We start from the raw sequence: 17,855 nt of genomic DNA, 5'->3' as shown, positions 1-17,855 counted from the left end.
CCGGTCCTCGATGAGGGATCATCGCCACACCCGTCACCACGTCGCCCTGTGCCTGCTGCTCACCCTGGCAGGCGGGCGGAGCACGTTCGCGGATTGGGCCGGCTTCGCCCAATACGACGCGGTGGCGGAAATCTCGATCGAGCCGGGCGCAGTCGACATGGACCTCCGCCTCAGGGAAGACCCGTTCCCGAAGGCCGGAGCCGCTGACGGCTCTGCCGTTCCTGATCTGTTGCAGCTACGGGACGGAAACGGGCACATCTTCGCAGGCAGGATGGAATCCCTTGCCAAAGCCAGCCCGGTCCAGGGCTCGATGGATGTCCCCTTTTACGGAGCCAAGATACATTTCCCCGTTCGCGGGAACCCCGACACCCTGACCCTGGTCCCGACGCTGGCGCCCGGTCAGAAGCTCGGCATCGTGGTCAGCCATCGCGGCGTGCCACTGGCTGACCTCGGCGAGCTCGAAGCGCCCGTCCGGCTGAGGCTGGACTGGAACGACCCCTGGCGCTCGCGCTTCGACGATCCCGGCCGCCTCAGGCGCCACAGCGCCCCCCGATCCTTCCTTTATGTCGAACCCTATGAAGTCCGACACGAGGTGTTGCTGCGGCTCGAAGACCTGGCACCGTATCTGCGTTTCAAACCCGGGGATCCGCAAAATCTCAGCGCGAGCGAACGCGAATCCTTGAAACGGGCGGCCGGCGATTTCCTGCGGGCGCACAACCCCCTCCGGATCAACGGCGCCGCCGTGGAAGCCCAGCTCGACCGGGTGGAATTCCTGCGCTTCGGCCGCCATGGCATGCAGAATGCCAACGACGCTGAAACTCTTCATCCGGCCTCGGCGCTGGTCGGAACGATCCTGGTCTATCTCACCGAAGCACCCACCGAAACGGTGGAACTGCAATGGGAGCTGTTCGGTCCCGACCTGGAACGACGGCCCGTGACGCTGTATTTCGGTCGAGAGTCCTTCGAGTTCGAGGCCACTCCGCGCGATCCGGTATTCCGCTGGTCATCGGAAGAAGCCTTGGGGCTCGCGCCCGAGATCGAACGGCCGGCTTCGGCCGCCGAGGACGGGCGCGGAGTGCCGGTCATCGGCTTACGGACCGCGGCCGCGGCCGTGGCTCTCCTGACCGCGGCATGGTTCGCCCGGCGCAGGCATCCCGTCCTGGCCTGTACCGGTCTGGCCGCGGCTGGCGCCGCGATGCTGTTTCCACAGATCCTCGACCCTGTCGGGCAGACGGAAGCCCGCACCGTGGCCTTTCCTCCTCCACAAGTCCGGACCCGCCTGGAAGCGCTGCTGCACAACGTCTACCGCGCCTATGCCCTGCGCGGGGAAGAAGCGAGCTACGACCGTCTGGCGATGAGCCTGGACGGCCCACTGCTGGAACAAGTCTATCTCCGCCAGCGGAAGGCGGTCCTGGCCCGCAATCAGGGGCTGGGTGGCGAAGGGCGGGTCAGCCGTGTCGAAATGCTGGACGATGGCCTCGTCATCCGGAAACTCGGGGCTTCCAGCTTCGAAGTCACGGGCCGGTGGATCGCCCACGGCGCGGTCTCCCACTGGGGCCATTCCCATGAACGCCACACGCTGTATGCCGCCCGCATGGTGCTGAACATCGCCGGAGACGGCACCTGGAAAATCACTGCGATGGATCTTCTCGAGGGCCAGCCCTCGCCCTCCGCCCGTTCATGATTGAAATCGAACGCCTGAGCTTCCGCTATCCCGGCGCCGGCACGGGCGTCGCCTTGCCCGCCCTGCGCATCGAGCGCGGCGCCCGGGTCGCCATCATCGGGCCCAGCGGGGCGGGGAAAACCACCCTCCTGAAACTGATCGCCGGCATTCTGACCCCCGGGACGGGCACCGTCCGCGTCGACGGAATCACCGTCAGCGCGCTGGACGACGACGCGCGTCGGAACTTCAGGATTTCCCGCATCGGCTTCGTGTTTCAGGAGCTCGAGCTGCTGGACTACCTCAGCGTGTATGACAACATCGTGCATCCCTACCGGATCAACCGGGTGCTGAAACTGGACCGGCAGGTACGGGACAGAGCCCGGGCGCTGGCGGAACACACCGGTCTGGGGGACAAACTCGCCGCACTGCCGCGGGAACTGTCCCAGGGCGAACGGCAAAGAGCCGCGGTCTGCCGCGCGCTGCTGACCGAGCCGGACCTGCTGCTGGCCGACGAGGCGACCGGCAATCTCGATCCGGCCAACAAGCTCAGGATCATCGAACTGCTGACACGGGCCGCCGAGCGCAACCGGGCCACCCTGCTGGCCGTCACCCACGACCACGAACTGCTGCCACTGTTCGACCGCGTCATCGACATCCGCCAGCCCGGGAGCCCACGCGCAGAATGAGGCACGATTTCTACCTGGCCTGGCGCCATCTGCGCCACCACCGGACCCGGACGCTCATCCTGGTGCTGTGCCTGGGCCTGATCGCGGCGCTTCCGTTAGGTCTGCACCAGGTGCTCGAGGCGGGCGAATACTGGATGACCCGCAGAGCCGAAGCCACACCGCTCCTGGTCGGCGCCCGCGGCAGTTCGGTGGATCTCACGCTCGGCGCCCTGTATTTCAGCGAAACCGGCGTGCCGACCATCCGCATGCAGGAGGCCGACCGCATCACCGCCACCGGCTGGGCCGACGCCCTGCCCGTCTACGCCCGCCACCGAGTCCAGGACCAGCCGCTGATCGGCGTCACTCTGGACTACTTCGACTTCCGGGGACTTGCGCCAGCCCAGGGTGAACTGCCCGCGATTCTGGGCGATTGTGTACTCGGCGCCGATGCCGCCGACCGCCTCGGACTCGGGCCGGGCGGCACCCTGGCATCTTCTTCGGAAAACGCCTTCGATCTCGCCGGCAGCTACCCGCTGAAACTCCATGTCACCGGCGTGCTGGCCAAGGCGCATTCGCCGGACGACCATGCCGTCTTCGTCGATATCCAGACCGCCTGGGTCATCGAAGGTCTGGGCCACGGCCACGGGGAAACCCAGGCCGCCCCCACCCGGCCCGATTCGCCCTTCGGCTCCCCGACCGTCCGCCGTGCCGATGCGGGACTCCTCACCTACACCGAGATCACTCCGGAGAACCTGGAGTTCTTTCATTTCCACGGCGATCCGGCCACCTACCCCATCAGCGCCGTGATCGCCCTGCCCCACGATACCCGCGCGGCTACCCTGCTACAGGGACGCTATCTGGACGACCATTCGGAAACCGAGATCGTCCGCCCGCTGGACGTGACCCGCGGCCTGCTGCAGAACATCTTCCGGGTCGGCGCACTGTTCGATGGCATCCTGCTGCTGGTCGGCACCATCGCCTTGCTCCTCGTCGCCCTGGTGTTCTCGCTGTCGCTGCGCCTGCGGCAGCGGGAAATCGAGACGATCTATCTGCTCGGCTGCGCGCGGCTCACGGTGCTGCGCCTGCTGTTCGCGGAGATTCTGCTCATTGCGCTGATCGCGGCCGCGGTCTGCGCCGCGGTGCTGGCGACCGCCGCCCCCTATGCTTCCGATCTTGCACGTCATTTCATCCTGAGCTGAAAACCGCCATGCCGACCTTCCGCATTCTTTCCTTCGTCATCGCCCTGCTCGCCGCTGCCTCCGCCTGGGGTGCCGGCGCCGTCAGCGAGCACCCGCTCAAAATCGTGGCATCGAACTATCCTCTGGCCTACTTCGCCGAACGGCTGGCAGGCTCCTGGGCCACGGTCACCTTGCCGGCGCCGGCGGATGCCGATCCAGCCTACTGGCGGCCGGACGTCAAAGCGGTCGGCGCCATGCAGAAGGCCGACCTGATTCTGCTCAACGGTGCGGACTATGAAAAATGGCTGGCGCACGTCGCCCTCCCCCGCCTGAAGCGGGTGGACACCTCGGCCGGCTTCCGCGACCGCTTCATCCGCATCGAGAACGCGGTGGTGCACAGCCACGGCCCGGCCGGCCAGCATTCCCACGAAGGCACCGCCTACACCACCTGGCTGGACTTCGACCAGGCGGCGCAACAGGCCGAAGCGGTCGCCAAGGCGCTGATCGTCAGACGCCCCGAACTCGAGACGGCCGTCCTCGACGCGTTGAAAGCACTGCAAACGGACCTGGCCGGGCTGGACGGCGAGCTCAAACGGATCGCCACCGCCAAACCGGGCGTACCCCTGATGGCATCGCATCCGGTTTACCAGTACCTCGCCCGCCGCTACGGACTGAATCTGAAAAGCGTCCACTGGGAACCGGGCGAAATGCCGCCGGAAAAGGAATGGACCGAGTTGGGGAAAACCCTGACCGTCCACCCCGCCAAGACCATGTTGTGGGAGGCCCGTCCTTCCCCCGCCATCGCGGACAAACTGAGCGCCAAGGGTGTCACCAGCGTGGTTTTCGACCCCTGCGCCAACCGGCCGGAATCCGGAGATTTTCTTGCCGTCATGAAACGGAACATCGAGAATCTGAAGATGGCCCTCCAGCGCTGATGAGTGTCCCATGCTGTATTACGCGGTCAAGCTGGCGGTATCGCTGCTGGCCCTGGTGGCGATCACCGAAATCGCAAAACGCAGCACCGTTTTCGCGGCACTGGTCGCATCGCTCCCCCTCACTTCACTGCTCGCCTTCGTCTGGCTGCACTATGACGGCGCGCCTGCGGCCCAGATCGCGGAACTTTCCTCCCGCATTTTCTGGCTGGTGCTGCCTTCCCTGCTGCTGTTCCTCCTTCTGCCCCTGCTGTTGAAACACGGCCTGGGCTTCTGGACTAGCCTGACCCTCTCCTCGGCGATAACGGCGCTGGCCTATCTCGGCCTGATGATGCTGTTACGTTTTTCCGGCATCCGGCTCTAAACGTTGCCGTTTCCCGGAAAAAGCTCGCTCCTGCGAAACACCTGGCCATGACATTCGTACCCCTTTGTCTAGGCTGACCGATGTCCAGGACAATATCGGGTCAGGCTGGAACGACTACGTGATTTGATATATCCATCGTGGGATTTAACGCAGTTACCGATGAACGACGGACAAGCAGCGGCAAGGATTCACTGCAGATACTCGCCGACTGACTCCCTTGGGTTTTCCAGCACCCGATCGACACGGCCCTGCAAAACCCTGCGCCGACACCATAACATACTGATATCAATGCTTGTTTCACTTATGAAACGTCCCACACCGAATCCATGTTGCGACCGCAAACTCGATCCCTGGATATTCCAACCCGCGCTCACACAATCGGGCACATGTCTTGCAAATGATACTTGTGCTGAATCTCCTAGGGCGCCCAGTTCGGGATTTGACGCACAGCCGCCAGTCGACGTTTTTCGACGCGTACCGGGCGGAAGACTGCTGCCGAAAGCTCCTGAAAACATGGACGCATTCCGATACCCGCCGCTCGCGGCGGGGTTTTTTGCGCACCCTCGAAGATTCACTGCAGTACATGTGTGCACCCGGCCATGAACTTGGAACCGGGCGACATTCATAATTCCCTATTACAAATAAATGCTCTCAAGGAGTCTCGAATGAATAATCATGGTCTTCGCCGCGTCCTGCTCGCTTCCTTTCTGGGACTGGCAACCGGCGTCAGTTTCGCCGGCGGGCGCTATGCGGACCCCCCGCCCAATCTCGTCGAAGTTTTCAACGCCAGCAAGGCGGCACTGGAAGCCGCAAAGCAATCCAACAAGGATTTGTGTCTGGAGAACGCCAAAAAGGCGAGGAAACTGGCCATCGATTCCTACAAGGAAAAGAGCACCATGCCCATGCAGCTTTCCAGCAGCCGACTGAAATCGGTGATCAACTCGCTTGAAGCCGGTCAAGTCACAGAAGCGGTGGCGCCACTGGAAGAAGTGGTGAAAGAAGTGGGCGACGAAGTCGAGTATTACAAGAAAGAAGGCAAGCTTTAAAGTCCCGAACCGACAACCGACGGCGTACGCCGCTTCGTTTCTGGACAAACGGTGCAGCGTGCGCCTCGTCACCTCCTCCACCCATTCGAGTCGACCATGAAATCCTACCAGAAAATCGCAGTCATCCTCCTTGGAACCGCATTTTTGTCCGCTTGCGGCAAGGAAGGACCATTCGGGAACACCCCTGGCCCCAAGAAACCGGAATGGATGAAATCGAAGAGCGAGACTCCGGAAGAAACGGACGCCAACCCGCCCAACAAATAATTCACTGCCAATTACCACTCCAGCCTGACTCCGGGGAACCGGTCGGGTACACATTACTCTTCGTACCGGACCCCGGCGCTCCGGATCGCCCCCATTCCGCGCAATGGGGCTTCCGAAATAATAATAAGTCGACCAATACGACAAGACTCCATGCAAGCAAGAAAAGTCATCACTCCGTCGCGTGCTTCGGGATCCTTTGCAACCGGAAACGTCCGTATTTTTCGCAGCGCCTTGCAAGACCGCCATAAGGTCTGGGCGATATTGTGCACGCTAAGCGCCACCTGCCCCGGCGCCGGTTTTGCCCATCCTCAGCCACAACCTCCCGCCGAAGCACTGCCGGAATCGGAATCACCGTCCGAGATACGGGTACAGCCGGCGACACCGGCCGAATCGACGGCCAAAGCCAGGTCGAGAGCGAGATCGAAAACAGATGACGATGACGAGAATGACCCGCAAGTCATCGAAGAACCGGTCAGCCTCGAAACGGTCGAGGTCGTAGGGCGCGAGACCGACCTGATAGGTTTGACGCAATCGGCCTCTCAAGGGGTGGTGGGCCAGAACCAGTTCAAGTACCGGCCCCTGCTGCGGGTGGGCGAACTGGTCGAGGTCGTGCCCGGCATGCTGGCCACGCAACACAGCGGCACCGGCAAGGCCAACCAGTATTTCCTGCGCGGCTTCAACCTGGACCACGGCACCGACTTCGCCACCTGGGTCGACGGGGTGCCGATGAACCTGCCGACCAACGCGCACGGCCAGGGCTACATGGACCTCAACAGCATCATCCCGGAACTGGTGGACCGGGTGGAGTACGGCAAGGGACCGTATTACGCGGAAATGGGCGATTTTTCCGCCGCCGGCTATGCCTATATGCATACCAAGCACCGGCTGCCGCAGGGCTTCGTCAATTTCACCGGCGGCGAATTCAACTACTACCGGACGGTCGCGGCCAATTCCAACGAGCTGGGGCCGGGCGATCTGCTCTACGCCGCTTCGGTCAACTTCTACGACGGCCCCTGGCAGCGGCCGATGGATCTGAACCAGTTCAACGGAATGGTGCGCTACACCATCGACAAAGAAGACTGGGGCCTTTCGGTGATCGCCAAGGGGTACAACTCCCGCTGGTACGCTACCAACCAGATTCCCGAAGCGCTGGTGCTGGAGAATCAGCTCGACCTCTACGGCACCATGAACCGCAGCGACGGCGGCAACACCAACCGTTACAGCCTCTCCACCAACCTCTGGAATCGGGGCGAGTCATCGAAGAGCGAAGTCAACCTGTACCTGGCCTACTACGACTTGGACCTGTACTCGGACTTCACCTATTTTCTGGAGCATCCGCAGCAGGGCGACCAGATCCTGCAGGGCGAACACCGCTGGTATTACGGCGGGACTGCCTCGCAGACCTGGTTCAACAACCTGTTCGGCACCAACATGGAAAACAGCGTGGGTCTTCAGATCCGCCACGACCAGATCGGCGGGCTGGAGCTGGCCAATACCCAGTGGCGCAAGGTCTTCAACATCGTCAGCCGCGACAACGTGTCCGAGACCAGTATCGGCATGTACTTCAAGAACGAAACCTTCTGGATGGAGAAGTTCAAAACCATCGCCGGACTGCGCAACGACATCTTCGTGTTCAATGTCGACAGCCAACTGACACCCTTGAATTCCGGCAACCGCAATTCCAGCATGGTCAGCCCCAAGCTCAGCATGGTGTTCGGCCCCTGGGCGGATACCGAATTCTTCATCAACCTCGGCTATGGTTTTCATTCCAACGATGCCCGTGGTGCGGTCGAGAGCGTGAATCCCAACAACGGCGACCCGGTCCATGCCGTGACGCCGATGGTACGCTCGAAAGGCGCGGAAATCGGCGCGCGCACCCAGTACATCCCCGGGCTCAACAGCACCCTGGCCTTCTGGTTCCTGCACACCGCGTCGGAGCTGGTGTTCACGGGCGACGCCGGCACCACCGAACCGACCGGCCCCGGCAACCGCTACGGCGTGGAATGGGCCAACTATTACCAGGCGACCGACTGGCTGACCCTGGACGCCGACCTGGCCTTCACCAAGTCCTACTACACGGATTTGCCCAGCGGCGACAACAGCATTCCCAACTCGGTCGGCAACGTCATCACCAGCGGCGCCACGGTTCAGATGCCCTACGGATTCTGGTCGACCTTGAGGCTGCGCCACTTCAGCAACGTGCCACTCAACGAGGCGGGAACGGTGTTTCTGGGCGACACCACCCTGGTCAACTTCGGCCTGGGCTGGCAGGAGGAGAACGTCAAACTGCAGCTGGATCTGTTCAACATCTTCGACTCCCGGGCCAACGACATCGCCTACTACTACCAGTACCGTCTGCAGAACCAGCCGCCGGAAGGCGTGGAAGGCAAGACTATCCACCCGGTGGAACCCCGGATGCTACGCGGAAGCATCACCATCAGCTTCTGAGGCAACGTCCCTGCCGAAGCTTTCGTAATCGACGTTCGGGTAGCAGAGATCCCCGTATGCCGAGCCCGAGCAGCCAGGCTTTCACCGGAAACGGCCCGAAGGGGCGCCCCGGGGAGCGGCCAGGCGATCCAGGGGTGGAAGCCCCTTCGGGTGCGGAAGGCCGATTCAATCCATCGTCACGGTAGCGACTCTCCACCGATTTTCGTGCCGCTCCCAATCACCGCCAGCAAATGCAGGAATGAAGGAGAGCCGGGGGGACGTTGCGCCAGGACCGCCGGCTGGCAGACCATTGAATCGCCAGGCTGTTTCAATGGGGATGATGCCCGCCGTGGCCCTCCATTGTGTGCCCGGAGTGGTCGCTCGACTGGGCATCGAACCAACGGTGAAGCGCTTCGACCAAGGCGGGATCCTCTGCCGAATATTCGATCTGCGCCCCCTGCTCCAGGATGCTGTACTTGACCTTCAGACTTCCGGGAGCGGCACGCTTCAGCTCGGCCAGACCAGGCATGTCTTCACCGTGTATGCGTGTGGGCGCGGAAAAATCGCCGCGGGAAAACTTCCCGGCGATTTCGGCGAGATGCTGGCGGATCAGGCGGATCTGCTCGGCGTCCGTCCCTTGCTTCGCCACGACCTGCTGGATACCGCCTTGCGCCATCTTGCTGAAGACGTGGATGGTCTTGTCCAGATCGAAGGGCATGACCCGCGCGCCGCGCTTCGCCACCTCGTCCAGCCGCTGTGCGCTCGGCTCCTTCGCCGGGGACGGCATGGCCGTTTCCCCTCCCTCGAGCCGCTGGGTCATGTAGAACACCGCATCGGCGACATCGCGATCGGACAGCAGCGGGCGGCGGCCCTTCGGCGGCATCTTGAGGAATCCGCCGCGGGCGTGGTTCTCCATGACAGAGAAGGACTCGAAAGAACGGCTTTTCCAGCTCTCCGGCCGATCCAGCCTCGGCGCCCCGTCCTTCCCATGGTCGTGGCAGCCGGCGCAGGCCGAGCGGTAGACCTTCGCGCCGTGTCGGGCATCGAGCTCGTCGCCCGTCAGCGGGGCGGACGGTTCTCCGGCGAATACGGTGGACGCGGCCAGTACGGCGCAGGTGATCGGGACGGGTCGGATATGCATGCGGACGGCTCCTCGATTGGGGGAAGTCGAATTATTGATGATTCGATACGCCGTTCCAATGGGCAGTGCCTTTCAAGTCTCATCGGCCCGCACCCAGGTTTCCACCTCGGGCGGACGATAGGCCGCGAAGATTTCGAGCAACTCTTCCGGCTGCCGCGCCACCAGCAGCATGGAACGGTGCAGGCGCCGCATGAAACCCTCGGCCGCCGCGTGCTCCAGGAACGCCACCAGCCGGTCGTAGTAGCCGGCGACGTTCAGCAAGGCGCAGGGCTTGTGGTGTATACCGAGCTGAGCCCAGGTCCAGGCCTCGAACAGTTCCTCGAAGGTGCCGATGCCACCGGGCAGGGCAACGAAGCCATCCGACAGCTCGGCCATCCGTGCCTTGCGTTCGTGCATGGAGGCGGTCACTCGCAGTTCCGTCAGTCCGGAATGAGCGATTTCCCTGGCGACCAGAGCCTGGGGGATCACGCCGATCACTTCCCCGCCGGCGGCGAGAGCCGCGTCGGCGACTGCGCCCATCAACCCTACACTGGCTCCGCCATAAACCAGGCGGATACCGCGCTCCGCCAGCAGCCTCCCGAACCTGCGGGCCTCGCCGAGGTATTCCGGCCGCTCCCCGACACTCGAGCCGCAATAGACACAGACGCTTTTCAGTTCCACCGGTCCTCTCCCTTCGATGTGGCCAAAACCGCATGATATCGTCTGGAAGAGGGGGAAACGGTTAAGATTCGACCCTTCGCCAAAACACTCGAGGAGACCGCATGAAAAGCTACCGCAAGGAACTCTGGTTCAACGTGCCGAACCGTGTCGGCTTCGTGAACATCACCCGGCAGGTCGAAGATTGCCTGCGCGAAAGCGGGGTGCGCGAGGGCCTGGTACTGGTCAACGCCATGCATATCACCGCCAGCGTGTTCATCAACGATGATGAATCCGGCCTGCATCACGACTACACCCAGTGGCTGGAAAAACTCGCTCCCCACGAGCCGATCCGCCAGTACCGCCACAACGACACCGGCGAGGACAACGCCGACGCCCATATGAAGCGGCAGATCATGGGGCGCGAAGTGGTGGTCGCCGTCACCGCGGGGCGACTGGATTTCGGCCCATGGGAGCAGATCTTCTACGGCGAATTCGACGGCCGCCGCAAAAAGCGCGCTCTGGTCAAAATCATCGGCGAGTGATCGTCATCGGTGCTTGCCGTGAGCGTGCGCCGGCCCCGGATAGTACGGGTAGTAGAACGGATAGGGATAGTAGTAATACGGCCATCCCCAGCCGTACCAGCCATACCAGCCGTACGGATAGGGGTAATAGCCGACCGGCTGGCGCTGGGGCCACAGGTACAGGTAGTCGCAGCCGACCACCAGGTAGTTGTATTCGGCTTCGTCGAGCTTCTGGGAACGTTCCCCGAGCACCTTCCCGGCTACCGTCAGTTCCCGGTCCTTTTCGTAAATCGTAGGATCGACGAAATAAGGGCACTCGGCCAGAAACCGGCCGCCGGAGCTGTCGCTCTGCTCCGGTCGGTCGGCGCTGTCGAGCGCCTTCTGGACGACTTCGATCTCCGAGGTCTTGCCGAGATGGCGGGTTTGAACGATGTCGCCGCCCAGGATCACCATGCGGTCCCGGTACGCAGCGGCGTGCGACTTGAGCTCGACGAAACTGCTCGGCTGTAAAGCCGCCTGCCGGCGCAGCGATTCTGGAACCGGACTGGAGGCACATCCCGACGCCAGACCGACGAACAGAGCCAGTCCCCACCCGGCTCCGGCGCGGAACAGCGGCCGACATTCGAGTCTTTGCATCATTCTCGGCCTCCCGAGCTGCCGCACAGGTCCATAACGACCCGCCGTCCGCCTACTTGGCGGCCTCGATCTTGACCGTCATGAAATAGATCGCATCCGCGATGTTCTGCTCCGACAAGCCGGCCTGTCCCATGGACGGCATGTGGAGAAAACCGTCACGGACATGGTCCTGCATGAGCGAAGGCCAGAGGATGCCGCGGGACTCCCATTCGTCGACGTCGTCCAATATCGGCGCTCCCCCCGCCCCCGTATCATGGCAGCGCGAACAGTACATACTGTAGGTGTACATGCCCTGGCGATAGTCCGGCTTGTAGTTCGCCACGGTCGGCGCCTGCGGCGGCGAAACGGCATCCTTGGTACAGCCGGCGAGGACGAGCGGCAGGACGAGCGGCGAAAACAGGGAGGCGGCAGTCTTCATGGGTCTTCCGGATAGTTCCATCCAAGCCGAGTCTAGCCCACGCCCCCCTCCCCCACAAGACGCAGAAAACATCATTCGGCGGTCGATGTACGATAGAATCCGAGCCATGCAAGACCGCTCCCAATCCCCCCGCACCATCCTCATCACTGGCTGCTCCTCCGGCATCGGCCTGTGCACCACGCTCGGACTCAAGGCGCGCGGCTACCGGGTGTTCGCCAGCGCCCGCAAAACCGCCGATGTTGCCCTGCTGCAGGCGAAAGGGCTGGAAGCCGTGCAGCTCGACCTGGCATGTTCCACATCCGTCCATACTGCGTTCGAGGAGGTCCTGGGGGCGACGGGTGGCAAGCTGTACGCGCTGTTCAACAACGGTGCCTTCGGTCAGCCCGGCGCGGTGGAGGACCTCAGCCGGGAGGTGCTGCGCGCCCAATTCGAAACCAACCTGTTCGGCACCCACGAACTGACCCGCCTCGTCATCCCCATCATGCGCCGCCAGGGCGAGGGGCGTATCCTCCAGAACAGCTCGGTGCTGGGCTTCGCCGCCATGCCCTGGCGCGGGGCCTACAATGCCAGCAAGTTCGCGCTGGAAGGGCTCACCGACACGCTGCGGATGGAACTGGCCGGCAGCGGCATCCATGTCTGCCTGATAGAGCCCGGACCGATCGCGAGCGAATTCCGCGCCCATGCCCATGATCTGTACAAGCGCAACATCGACGCCGAAGCCAGCGTGCACCGGGAACGCTACCGGACCATGGAGGCGAGGCTGGAACAGGGGGGCGCTGCGGCCCCGTTCACCGCCGGGCCGGAAGCGGTGCTCAAACGCGTGATCCATGCGCTCGAAAGCAGAAGGCCGAAGGCCCGCTATTACGTGACCTTCCCCACCTATCTGTTCGCGACGTTGAAGCGCGTGCTTCCCACACGCGCCCTCGATGCGATCCTCCGACGGATCGACTAGGAAGAAGAGTCGGCCGGTAAGCCGGGTTCTGTCGTGGACAGCCATTCATCTGGGACATACGTCACCGTACGTCTCGAGCGACCTACCCGGGAGCCGTGCGGGCCGCACGTCTGGGCGAACCCAATGCCCCCCTATTTGGTCTTGCTCCGGATGGGGTTTACCCTGCCGCTTGGCGTTACCGCCAGCGCGGTGCGCTCTTACCGCACCTTTTCACCCTTACCCCGGACGCACCGGGGCGGTATATTTTCTGTGGCACTTTCCGTGGGCTCGCGCCCCCCAGGCGTTACCTGGCACCCTGCCCTGTGGAGCCCGGACTTTCCTCCATCCCCTTCGAGGACAGCGGCTGTCTGGCCGACTCCATCGTAATTATAGCGTCACGAGGGAGTTCCCGCTCGCCGGCAGGGCCGAAGGGAGACCTCGGGGATTCCATTCCCCGGGATCCGTGGTCTCGGGCAGAGCCCGGGCTATTTGCAACTGGTCGTCGCCATGGAACCGGGAGCGACACCGCCGACCGTGGCCTGCACCAACTGAAAGAACACGTCGGTATTGTCCATGGTGCCACCCATCAGCGATGCACCACGACCACAGGCCGAGAGCGGAACGTCGTTGCCGGTGTGGGCCGCGACGGCATCCGCAATCTGTCCGGTGACCAGGAAATTGCCGGCGGTGTCTCGTTCCATCGGGCTTCCCGGATAGGCGTTCAAGGGAGCCACGGCGTTACCCGGCTGCTGGCTGTCGCGCAATGGCTGCGCATTGGTACGCCAGTCCTCGTAACGGTCGGCATTGGCGGCATAGCCGATCAGCATTTTCTTGTCCGGATCGGTGTCACTGGGGTAGCCGTCGGTTCCGGAAATGGGATAGTGCGGAAAACCCGCCGCCTCGTAAGTGCCGACCACGCCGTTGCGGACCTGGGTGGCCCCTTCACCCTTCGCGATCCGGGCTTGCAGTTCGTCGTCGGTCACGCGTGAGCCGCCGATGACCGCGACCCCCGCGCACTCGTGATCGGCGGTGACCAAAACCAGGGTGCCGGGATGAGTCCGGGCGTATTCCTTGGCCACGGCCACCGACTTGTCGAACTCGATCGTGTCGAGGATGAAGCGCTCGGTGTCCATGTTATGGGCCTGCTTGTCGATGGACGCACCCTCCACCATCAGTACGAAGCCCCGCGGGCTGTTGGCGTCGAGCACTTGCAGTGCCTTTTCGGTCATTTCCTCCAGCATCGGCTGGTCCGGGAAGCCGTAATCGTCCACGACAGTGGAGGTACCCCGGCGTTTGCCGAGCTTGTCCAGGGCCACGTTCATGTTGGACAGCGAGAACAGCCCCAGCAGCGGCCGGTTCGCGCCCGCGGCACTGAGGCTCGCGCTGTCGTAGACATAGTTCCAGCCGGCGGCCTGGAAATCGGCGATCAGATCGCGGCCCGGATCCAGGGCCCCGGGCGCCGCGCCCCAGCCGGCGACGATGTCGGCGGGCAGCACGTAATCGCTGCCGTTGCTGCGGGCGGAACCGTTGAAGTTCGCCACACCGCCCGCGTCGCCACAGACGGGAGCGCCGCCATTGCAGGTGGTCGGATTGGGCAGGAACCATTTGCGACCTCCGCCCATCAGCACGGTCAGGCCGGTGTTCGCCCTGTCGTCGAAGAACTGGTCGACGATGCCGGTTCCAGCCCCGCGGTTCTGGGTATGGACCGCCATGGATGCCGGCGTGGCGTCGAATACGTCCGCCGTGGTGACGATGCCCAGTTTCTTGCCCTGGCCGCGGGCCAGGAACTCGGACAGGTATTCGACCCGCGGGTTGTCGAAATTCGCCGTGGTGTCGTCCGGGAATACGCCTTCCTGATTGTTGTTGGCCTTGTTGCCAGTCACGTAGTTCTGCATCCCGGGGGCCGAGTCGGTCACGATGGAATTGAGCGAGGCGGTCATGATGCTGGCGGTGACCGGAAAGGTGTCCATCGCCAGCCTGCCCTTGACCTTACCCTGCGCCACGCCGTATTGCATGATGCGGGCCGCGGCGCGGTGACCCGCGCCCATGCCGTCGCCGAGCATGATGATGACGTTCTTGACCTTCACGCCGCCCCATGTGAGAGGGACGATTTCAAAGTTCCCGGTCGCGGTCACCGTCTTGTCGTCGCTCTGGGTGGCGGTCACGGTCAGCGTGCGGATACCGGCTCTGGAATTCGAGTAGCCCCGCACCGATGCGGCCACCGCATTCGGACTCACATCGGTGATGGCGGTCGCCGGAACCATGCTGGTCTTGCCGCCCGTGGAAGGCGTCACGGTCGCCACGATCTGGCCATCGACTTTGAAGACCACCGAAGTGATGGTCTTGCCGGTGTCGGGACGGACGGTGGCCTGCAGGTCGAACTTCTGCCCGACGACGAAGCGGGAAACGATCGGGTCGGCGCTGCCCGTCCTGAACAATTCACTGGGCGGCGTGAGACGCGATATCGTGGGGGCCGCTTCGACGCCCGCGGAAATCGCCGAGGCTGCCGCGAGCGCAGTCAGCGACATGCGGTTCAAGGACTTGTCATCTCTCATCGGGAAACTCCGGTAGTCAGGAAAAGTTTTTTTTCAAGGTCACGACTGCACACACGCCGGGGCCCCATTCCATTCCGGCCCCGCCGAATTCAAGCCCGGCACGCCCCTTCAGTGATGATGGCCATGCGTCACGACCGCCGGTTCCACGAAGACCGGCGCCGAGCCGTCCGGTGCCCTGATCGGATCGATGCCGTCTAGATTCAGGCGCGCATAGGAAACGCGCCCGTTCGGCTCCTCCCGGCTGCCCAGTTCCAGCGTCCCCGTCAGCGTCCAGAGACCGGGACGGTATGCCAGTGTCCTGTCCGCATTGTCGCCGGACACGTGCGCGAACAGCGTGGCCGGCGGCAGATAATCGGCCGGACCGTCCGCCAATTCGGCCAGGGTGACGGGGACAGGCGTCAGCATGACGAGGCCCGGCAATGGCTCCTCCTCCTGGACCAGATAGCCGTGGACGCGAACCCGCTTGCCCGCGAGTCCGCGGAGCTTGTCCGTGGGCTCGAGTCCCCGCGGTCCCACGGGCAGCTTGAAGAATTCGGACAGCCGCAGCTCGGCGGCCGGAACGGTCGCCGCAGCGGGCGACGTCCCGCCCCCGGGCTGGCTCGCACAGCCAGCCGTCCAGGCCAGAAATGACAGGACGCCACATCGCGCCAACCGGGACCAGTCTTCGAAATGCTTCATGCTCCACCGGATCGTGAAATTCAGACGGGGATGCCGACAGGCGCGTTGCACCGGGCACCTCTCCGGCGGAAGCCTAAGGATCAAAAGTTATGCGCTCGTGACGATCCCTTGACGGTTCGGTGGCGGCTCCCGAACGGCGGCGATGTTCCGGGCCCGCGCCTGCCGGCGACGGCCAGCCGCTGGAACGCATCCTGCTTGGGCGGCTTCATGGTCATGAGAGCTTTCCTCCCCGCCTTTTTGCTCGCCGTCCTGACGGGAACGGCATCGGCCTTGTTGCCGTCGCCGGCAGCCGCGAACACCCTCAGTTCGCTGGTCATGCCCGGCGAGCTGGTCTCTGGGCATGCCAAGTACGAACGACAGTGCCAGAAGTGCCACGATCAGCCCGCACAAACCGTATCCAATGCCTCATGCCTGGCCTGCCACGAGGAGCAGGCCGCGGACATCGAGGCTGGCACGGGATTCCACGGACGGCTGAAAAACATGGAAGAGAGGAAATGCAAAGACTGCCATGGTGAGCACAAGGGACGGCGCTTCGACATCATGGGGCTGGACAAGGAAACCTTCGACCACCGGAACACCGATTTCCTGCTGAAAGGCGAACACCTGAAGGTCGAGTGCGCGCGCTGCCATGGGAGCGGCAACAAATACCGCGATGCCTCGCACCAATGCTCCGTCTGCCACAAGGACGACGAGCCTCACGAAGGCCGGCTGGGCGACAAGTGCACCGACTGCCACAGCGAAGCCGGCTGGAGAGAGCTGAAGTTCGACCATGCGAAGACACGGTTCCCCCTGACGGCCAGCCACAAAGACGTCGCCTGCGGCAACTGCCATCCCGACCGTCGCTTCAAGGAGACAGCCAGGAACTGTTACGCCTGCCATGGAATCAACGACATCCATGCCGGCCACATGGGCCGACAGTGCGACAAGTGCCATGAAACGACGAAATGGACCCGGCCGAAGTTCGACCACCGGCGTGATACCAGCTTCCCGTTGACGGGCAAACACGACAAGGTTTCCTGCGAAAGCTGCCACAAGGCCGATCCATTCCGGGACAAGCCGGCGACGGCATGCGTGAGCTGCCACGAAAAAGACGACGAGCACGAAGGCCGACGCGGCCGGCGCTGTGACGACTGCCACACCCCGCTGGGCTGGGCGAAGACCACGTTCGATCACGCCCAGACGCGGTTCCCGCTGCGCAACAGCCACGCCAGCGTCGCCTGCGGCAGCTGCCACAAAGGCGCGATGTTCGAGGACAAACTCAGCCTCAACTGCGTCTCGTGCCACGAGAAAAACGATCCCCACAAGAATCAGGAAGGGGATGCCTGCGAAAAATGCCATACAGACCGGGGGTGGCGCGTCGGCGTCGCCTTCAGCCACGACCTGACCCGATTCCCGCTCACCGGTCTGCACACCATCACGCCCTGCGCCGAGTGCCACCTGGGCGCGAGCTTCCAGGACGCGGAGACCCAGTGCGTGTCGTGCCACCGGAAGGACGATCCACATGGCGAGGCCCTGGGCCGCAACTGCGAGCGCTGCCACACGCCGAACGGCTGGCGTCTCTGGAATTTCGACCACGGCAAGGAAACCGGCTTTCCGCTCGAAGGCAAGCACGAAAGGCTGGTCTGCACGGGTTGCCACAAACGTCCGGCGGCTGCCGACGGCCCAATCGCGCTATCCGCCGATTGCCATGGCTGTCACGCAAAGGACGAACCGCACCGCGGCGCCTACGGCAGGGAATGCGGCCGCTGCCATACGCCGCAAGGGTTCAACCAACTGAAGCAGCGCCTCAGATGACGC

At 63.5% G+C, this 17,855-nt stretch carries 16 protein-coding genes and 1 other RNA gene; 10 read left to right on the top strand and 7 right to left on the bottom strand.

Annotated elements, in window-relative coordinates; genetic code table 11:
- Positions 1-10: 10 nt before the first annotated feature.
- The 7 genes from H156_RS0103170 to H156_RS0103135 all read left to right on the top strand — a co-directional run bounded on the left by H156_RS0103170 (position 11) and on the right by H156_RS0103135 (position 8,560).
- The gene (locus H156_RS0103170; protein ID WP_017364211.1) at positions 11-1,684 is read left to right on the top strand and encodes a hypothetical protein; all 1,674 of its coding nucleotides are present in this window, start codon (positions 11-13) and stop codon (positions 1,682-1,684) included.
- On the top strand, positions 1,681-2,349 hold the full coding sequence (locus H156_RS0103165) for an ABC transporter ATP-binding protein (protein ID WP_017364212.1): 669 nt from the start codon (positions 1,681-1,683) through the stop codon (positions 2,347-2,349). The genes H156_RS0103170 and H156_RS0103165 overlap by 4 nt, the downstream gene beginning before the upstream one ends.
- On the top strand, positions 2,346-3,527 hold the full coding sequence (locus H156_RS0103160) for an FtsX-like permease family protein (RefSeq protein WP_017364213.1): 1,182 nt from the start codon (positions 2,346-2,348) through the stop codon (positions 3,525-3,527). The genes H156_RS0103165 and H156_RS0103160 overlap by 4 nt, the downstream gene beginning before the upstream one ends.
- Before the next feature lie 8 nt (positions 3,528-3,535).
- Positions 3,536-4,441, top strand: coding sequence for a metal ABC transporter substrate-binding protein (locus H156_RS0103155; protein WP_017364214.1), 906 nt, complete (start codon positions 3,536-3,538; stop codon positions 4,439-4,441).
- Positions 4,442-4,451: 10 nt separating this feature from the next.
- Positions 4,452-4,802 carry a DUF3147 family protein gene (locus H156_RS0103150; RefSeq protein ID WP_010961410.1) on the top strand — a complete coding sequence of 117 codons (351 nt, stop codon included), beginning with the start codon at positions 4,452-4,454 and terminating at the stop codon, positions 4,800-4,802.
- Between the two features lie 665 nt (positions 4,803-5,467).
- A complete protein-coding gene (locus H156_RS0103145) occupies positions 5,468-5,848 on the top strand; it encodes a hypothetical protein (protein ID WP_010961412.1) in 381 nt (126 codons plus the stop codon).
- A gap of 495 nt (positions 5,849-6,343) precedes the next feature.
- Positions 6,344-8,560 (top strand): TonB-dependent receptor, encoded by a 2,217-nt coding sequence (locus H156_RS0103135; RefSeq protein WP_238536781.1) that lies wholly within the window; start codon positions 6,344-6,346, stop codon positions 8,558-8,560.
- A gap of 307 nt (positions 8,561-8,867) precedes the next feature.
- Here the strand turns inward: H156_RS0103135 and H156_RS0103130 are convergent, their stop codons facing one another.
- Complete coding sequence (locus tag H156_RS0103130) at positions 8,868-9,680, bottom strand: c-type cytochrome (protein ID WP_017364217.1); 813 nt, start codon at positions 9,678-9,680, stop codon at positions 8,868-8,870.
- A 72-nt stretch (positions 9,681-9,752) separates the two neighbouring features.
- Positions 9,753-10,340, bottom strand: coding sequence for an LOG family protein (locus H156_RS0103125; protein ID WP_017364218.1), 588 nt, complete (start codon positions 10,338-10,340; stop codon positions 9,753-9,755).
- Positions 10,341-10,441: 101 nt separating this feature from the next.
- Here H156_RS0103125 and H156_RS0103120 point away from each other — a divergent pair, with 101 nt between their 5' ends.
- Positions 10,442-10,861 carry a secondary thiamine-phosphate synthase enzyme YjbQ gene (locus H156_RS0103120; RefSeq protein ID WP_017364219.1) on the top strand — a complete coding sequence of 140 codons (420 nt, stop codon included), beginning with the start codon at positions 10,442-10,444 and terminating at the stop codon, positions 10,859-10,861.
- A gap of 3 nt (positions 10,862-10,864) precedes the next feature.
- On the opposite strand, the gene H156_RS0103115 is transcribed toward H156_RS0103120, so the two are convergent.
- Complete coding sequence (locus H156_RS0103115; RefSeq protein ID WP_017364220.1) at positions 10,865-11,479, bottom strand: Slp family lipoprotein; 615 nt, start codon at positions 11,477-11,479, stop codon at positions 10,865-10,867.
- 49 nt (positions 11,480-11,528) lie between these two features.
- Positions 11,529-11,894, bottom strand: coding sequence for a c-type cytochrome (locus H156_RS0103110; RefSeq protein WP_017364221.1), 366 nt, complete (start codon positions 11,892-11,894; stop codon positions 11,529-11,531).
- Positions 11,895-12,000: 106 nt separating this feature from the next.
- Between H156_RS0103110 and H156_RS0103105 the strand changes: the two genes are divergently transcribed.
- Complete coding sequence (locus H156_RS0103105; RefSeq protein WP_017364222.1) at positions 12,001-12,846, top strand: SDR family oxidoreductase; 846 nt, start codon at positions 12,001-12,003, stop codon at positions 12,844-12,846.
- 1 nt (position 12,847) lies between these two features.
- Here H156_RS0103105 and rnpB read toward each other — a convergent pair.
- From rnpB to H156_RS0103095, 3 genes are all read right to left on the bottom strand, one after another.
- Positions 12,848-13,205: RNase P RNA component class A (gene rnpB, locus H156_RS16400), an RNA gene on the bottom strand.
- Positions 13,206-13,310: 105 nt separating this feature from the next.
- Complete coding sequence (locus tag H156_RS0103100) at positions 13,311-15,380, bottom strand: alkaline phosphatase (protein WP_010961421.1); 2,070 nt, start codon at positions 15,378-15,380, stop codon at positions 13,311-13,313.
- 108 nt (positions 15,381-15,488) lie between these two features.
- Positions 15,489-16,058, bottom strand: a complete 570-nt coding sequence (locus H156_RS0103095) for a hypothetical protein (RefSeq protein WP_017364223.1) — start codon at positions 16,056-16,058, stop codon at positions 15,489-15,491.
- Positions 16,059-16,271: 213 nt separating this feature from the next.
- Here H156_RS0103095 and H156_RS0103090 point away from each other — a divergent pair, with 213 nt between their 5' ends.
- Positions 16,272-17,852 (top strand): cytochrome c3 family protein, encoded by a 1,581-nt coding sequence (locus H156_RS0103090; RefSeq protein WP_036246010.1) that lies wholly within the window; start codon positions 16,272-16,274, stop codon positions 17,850-17,852.
- The last annotated feature ends 3 nt before the right edge of the window (positions 17,853-17,855 follow it).

The sequence above is a fragment of the Methylococcus capsulatus str. Texas = ATCC 19069 genome, assembly GCF_000424685.1.
GTDB lineage: Bacteria > Pseudomonadota > Gammaproteobacteria > Methylococcales > Methylococcaceae > Methylococcus > Methylococcus capsulatus.
The sequence above is the reverse complement of the archived record's forward strand: the minus strand, read 5'-3'. Positions and strand labels throughout refer to the sequence as shown.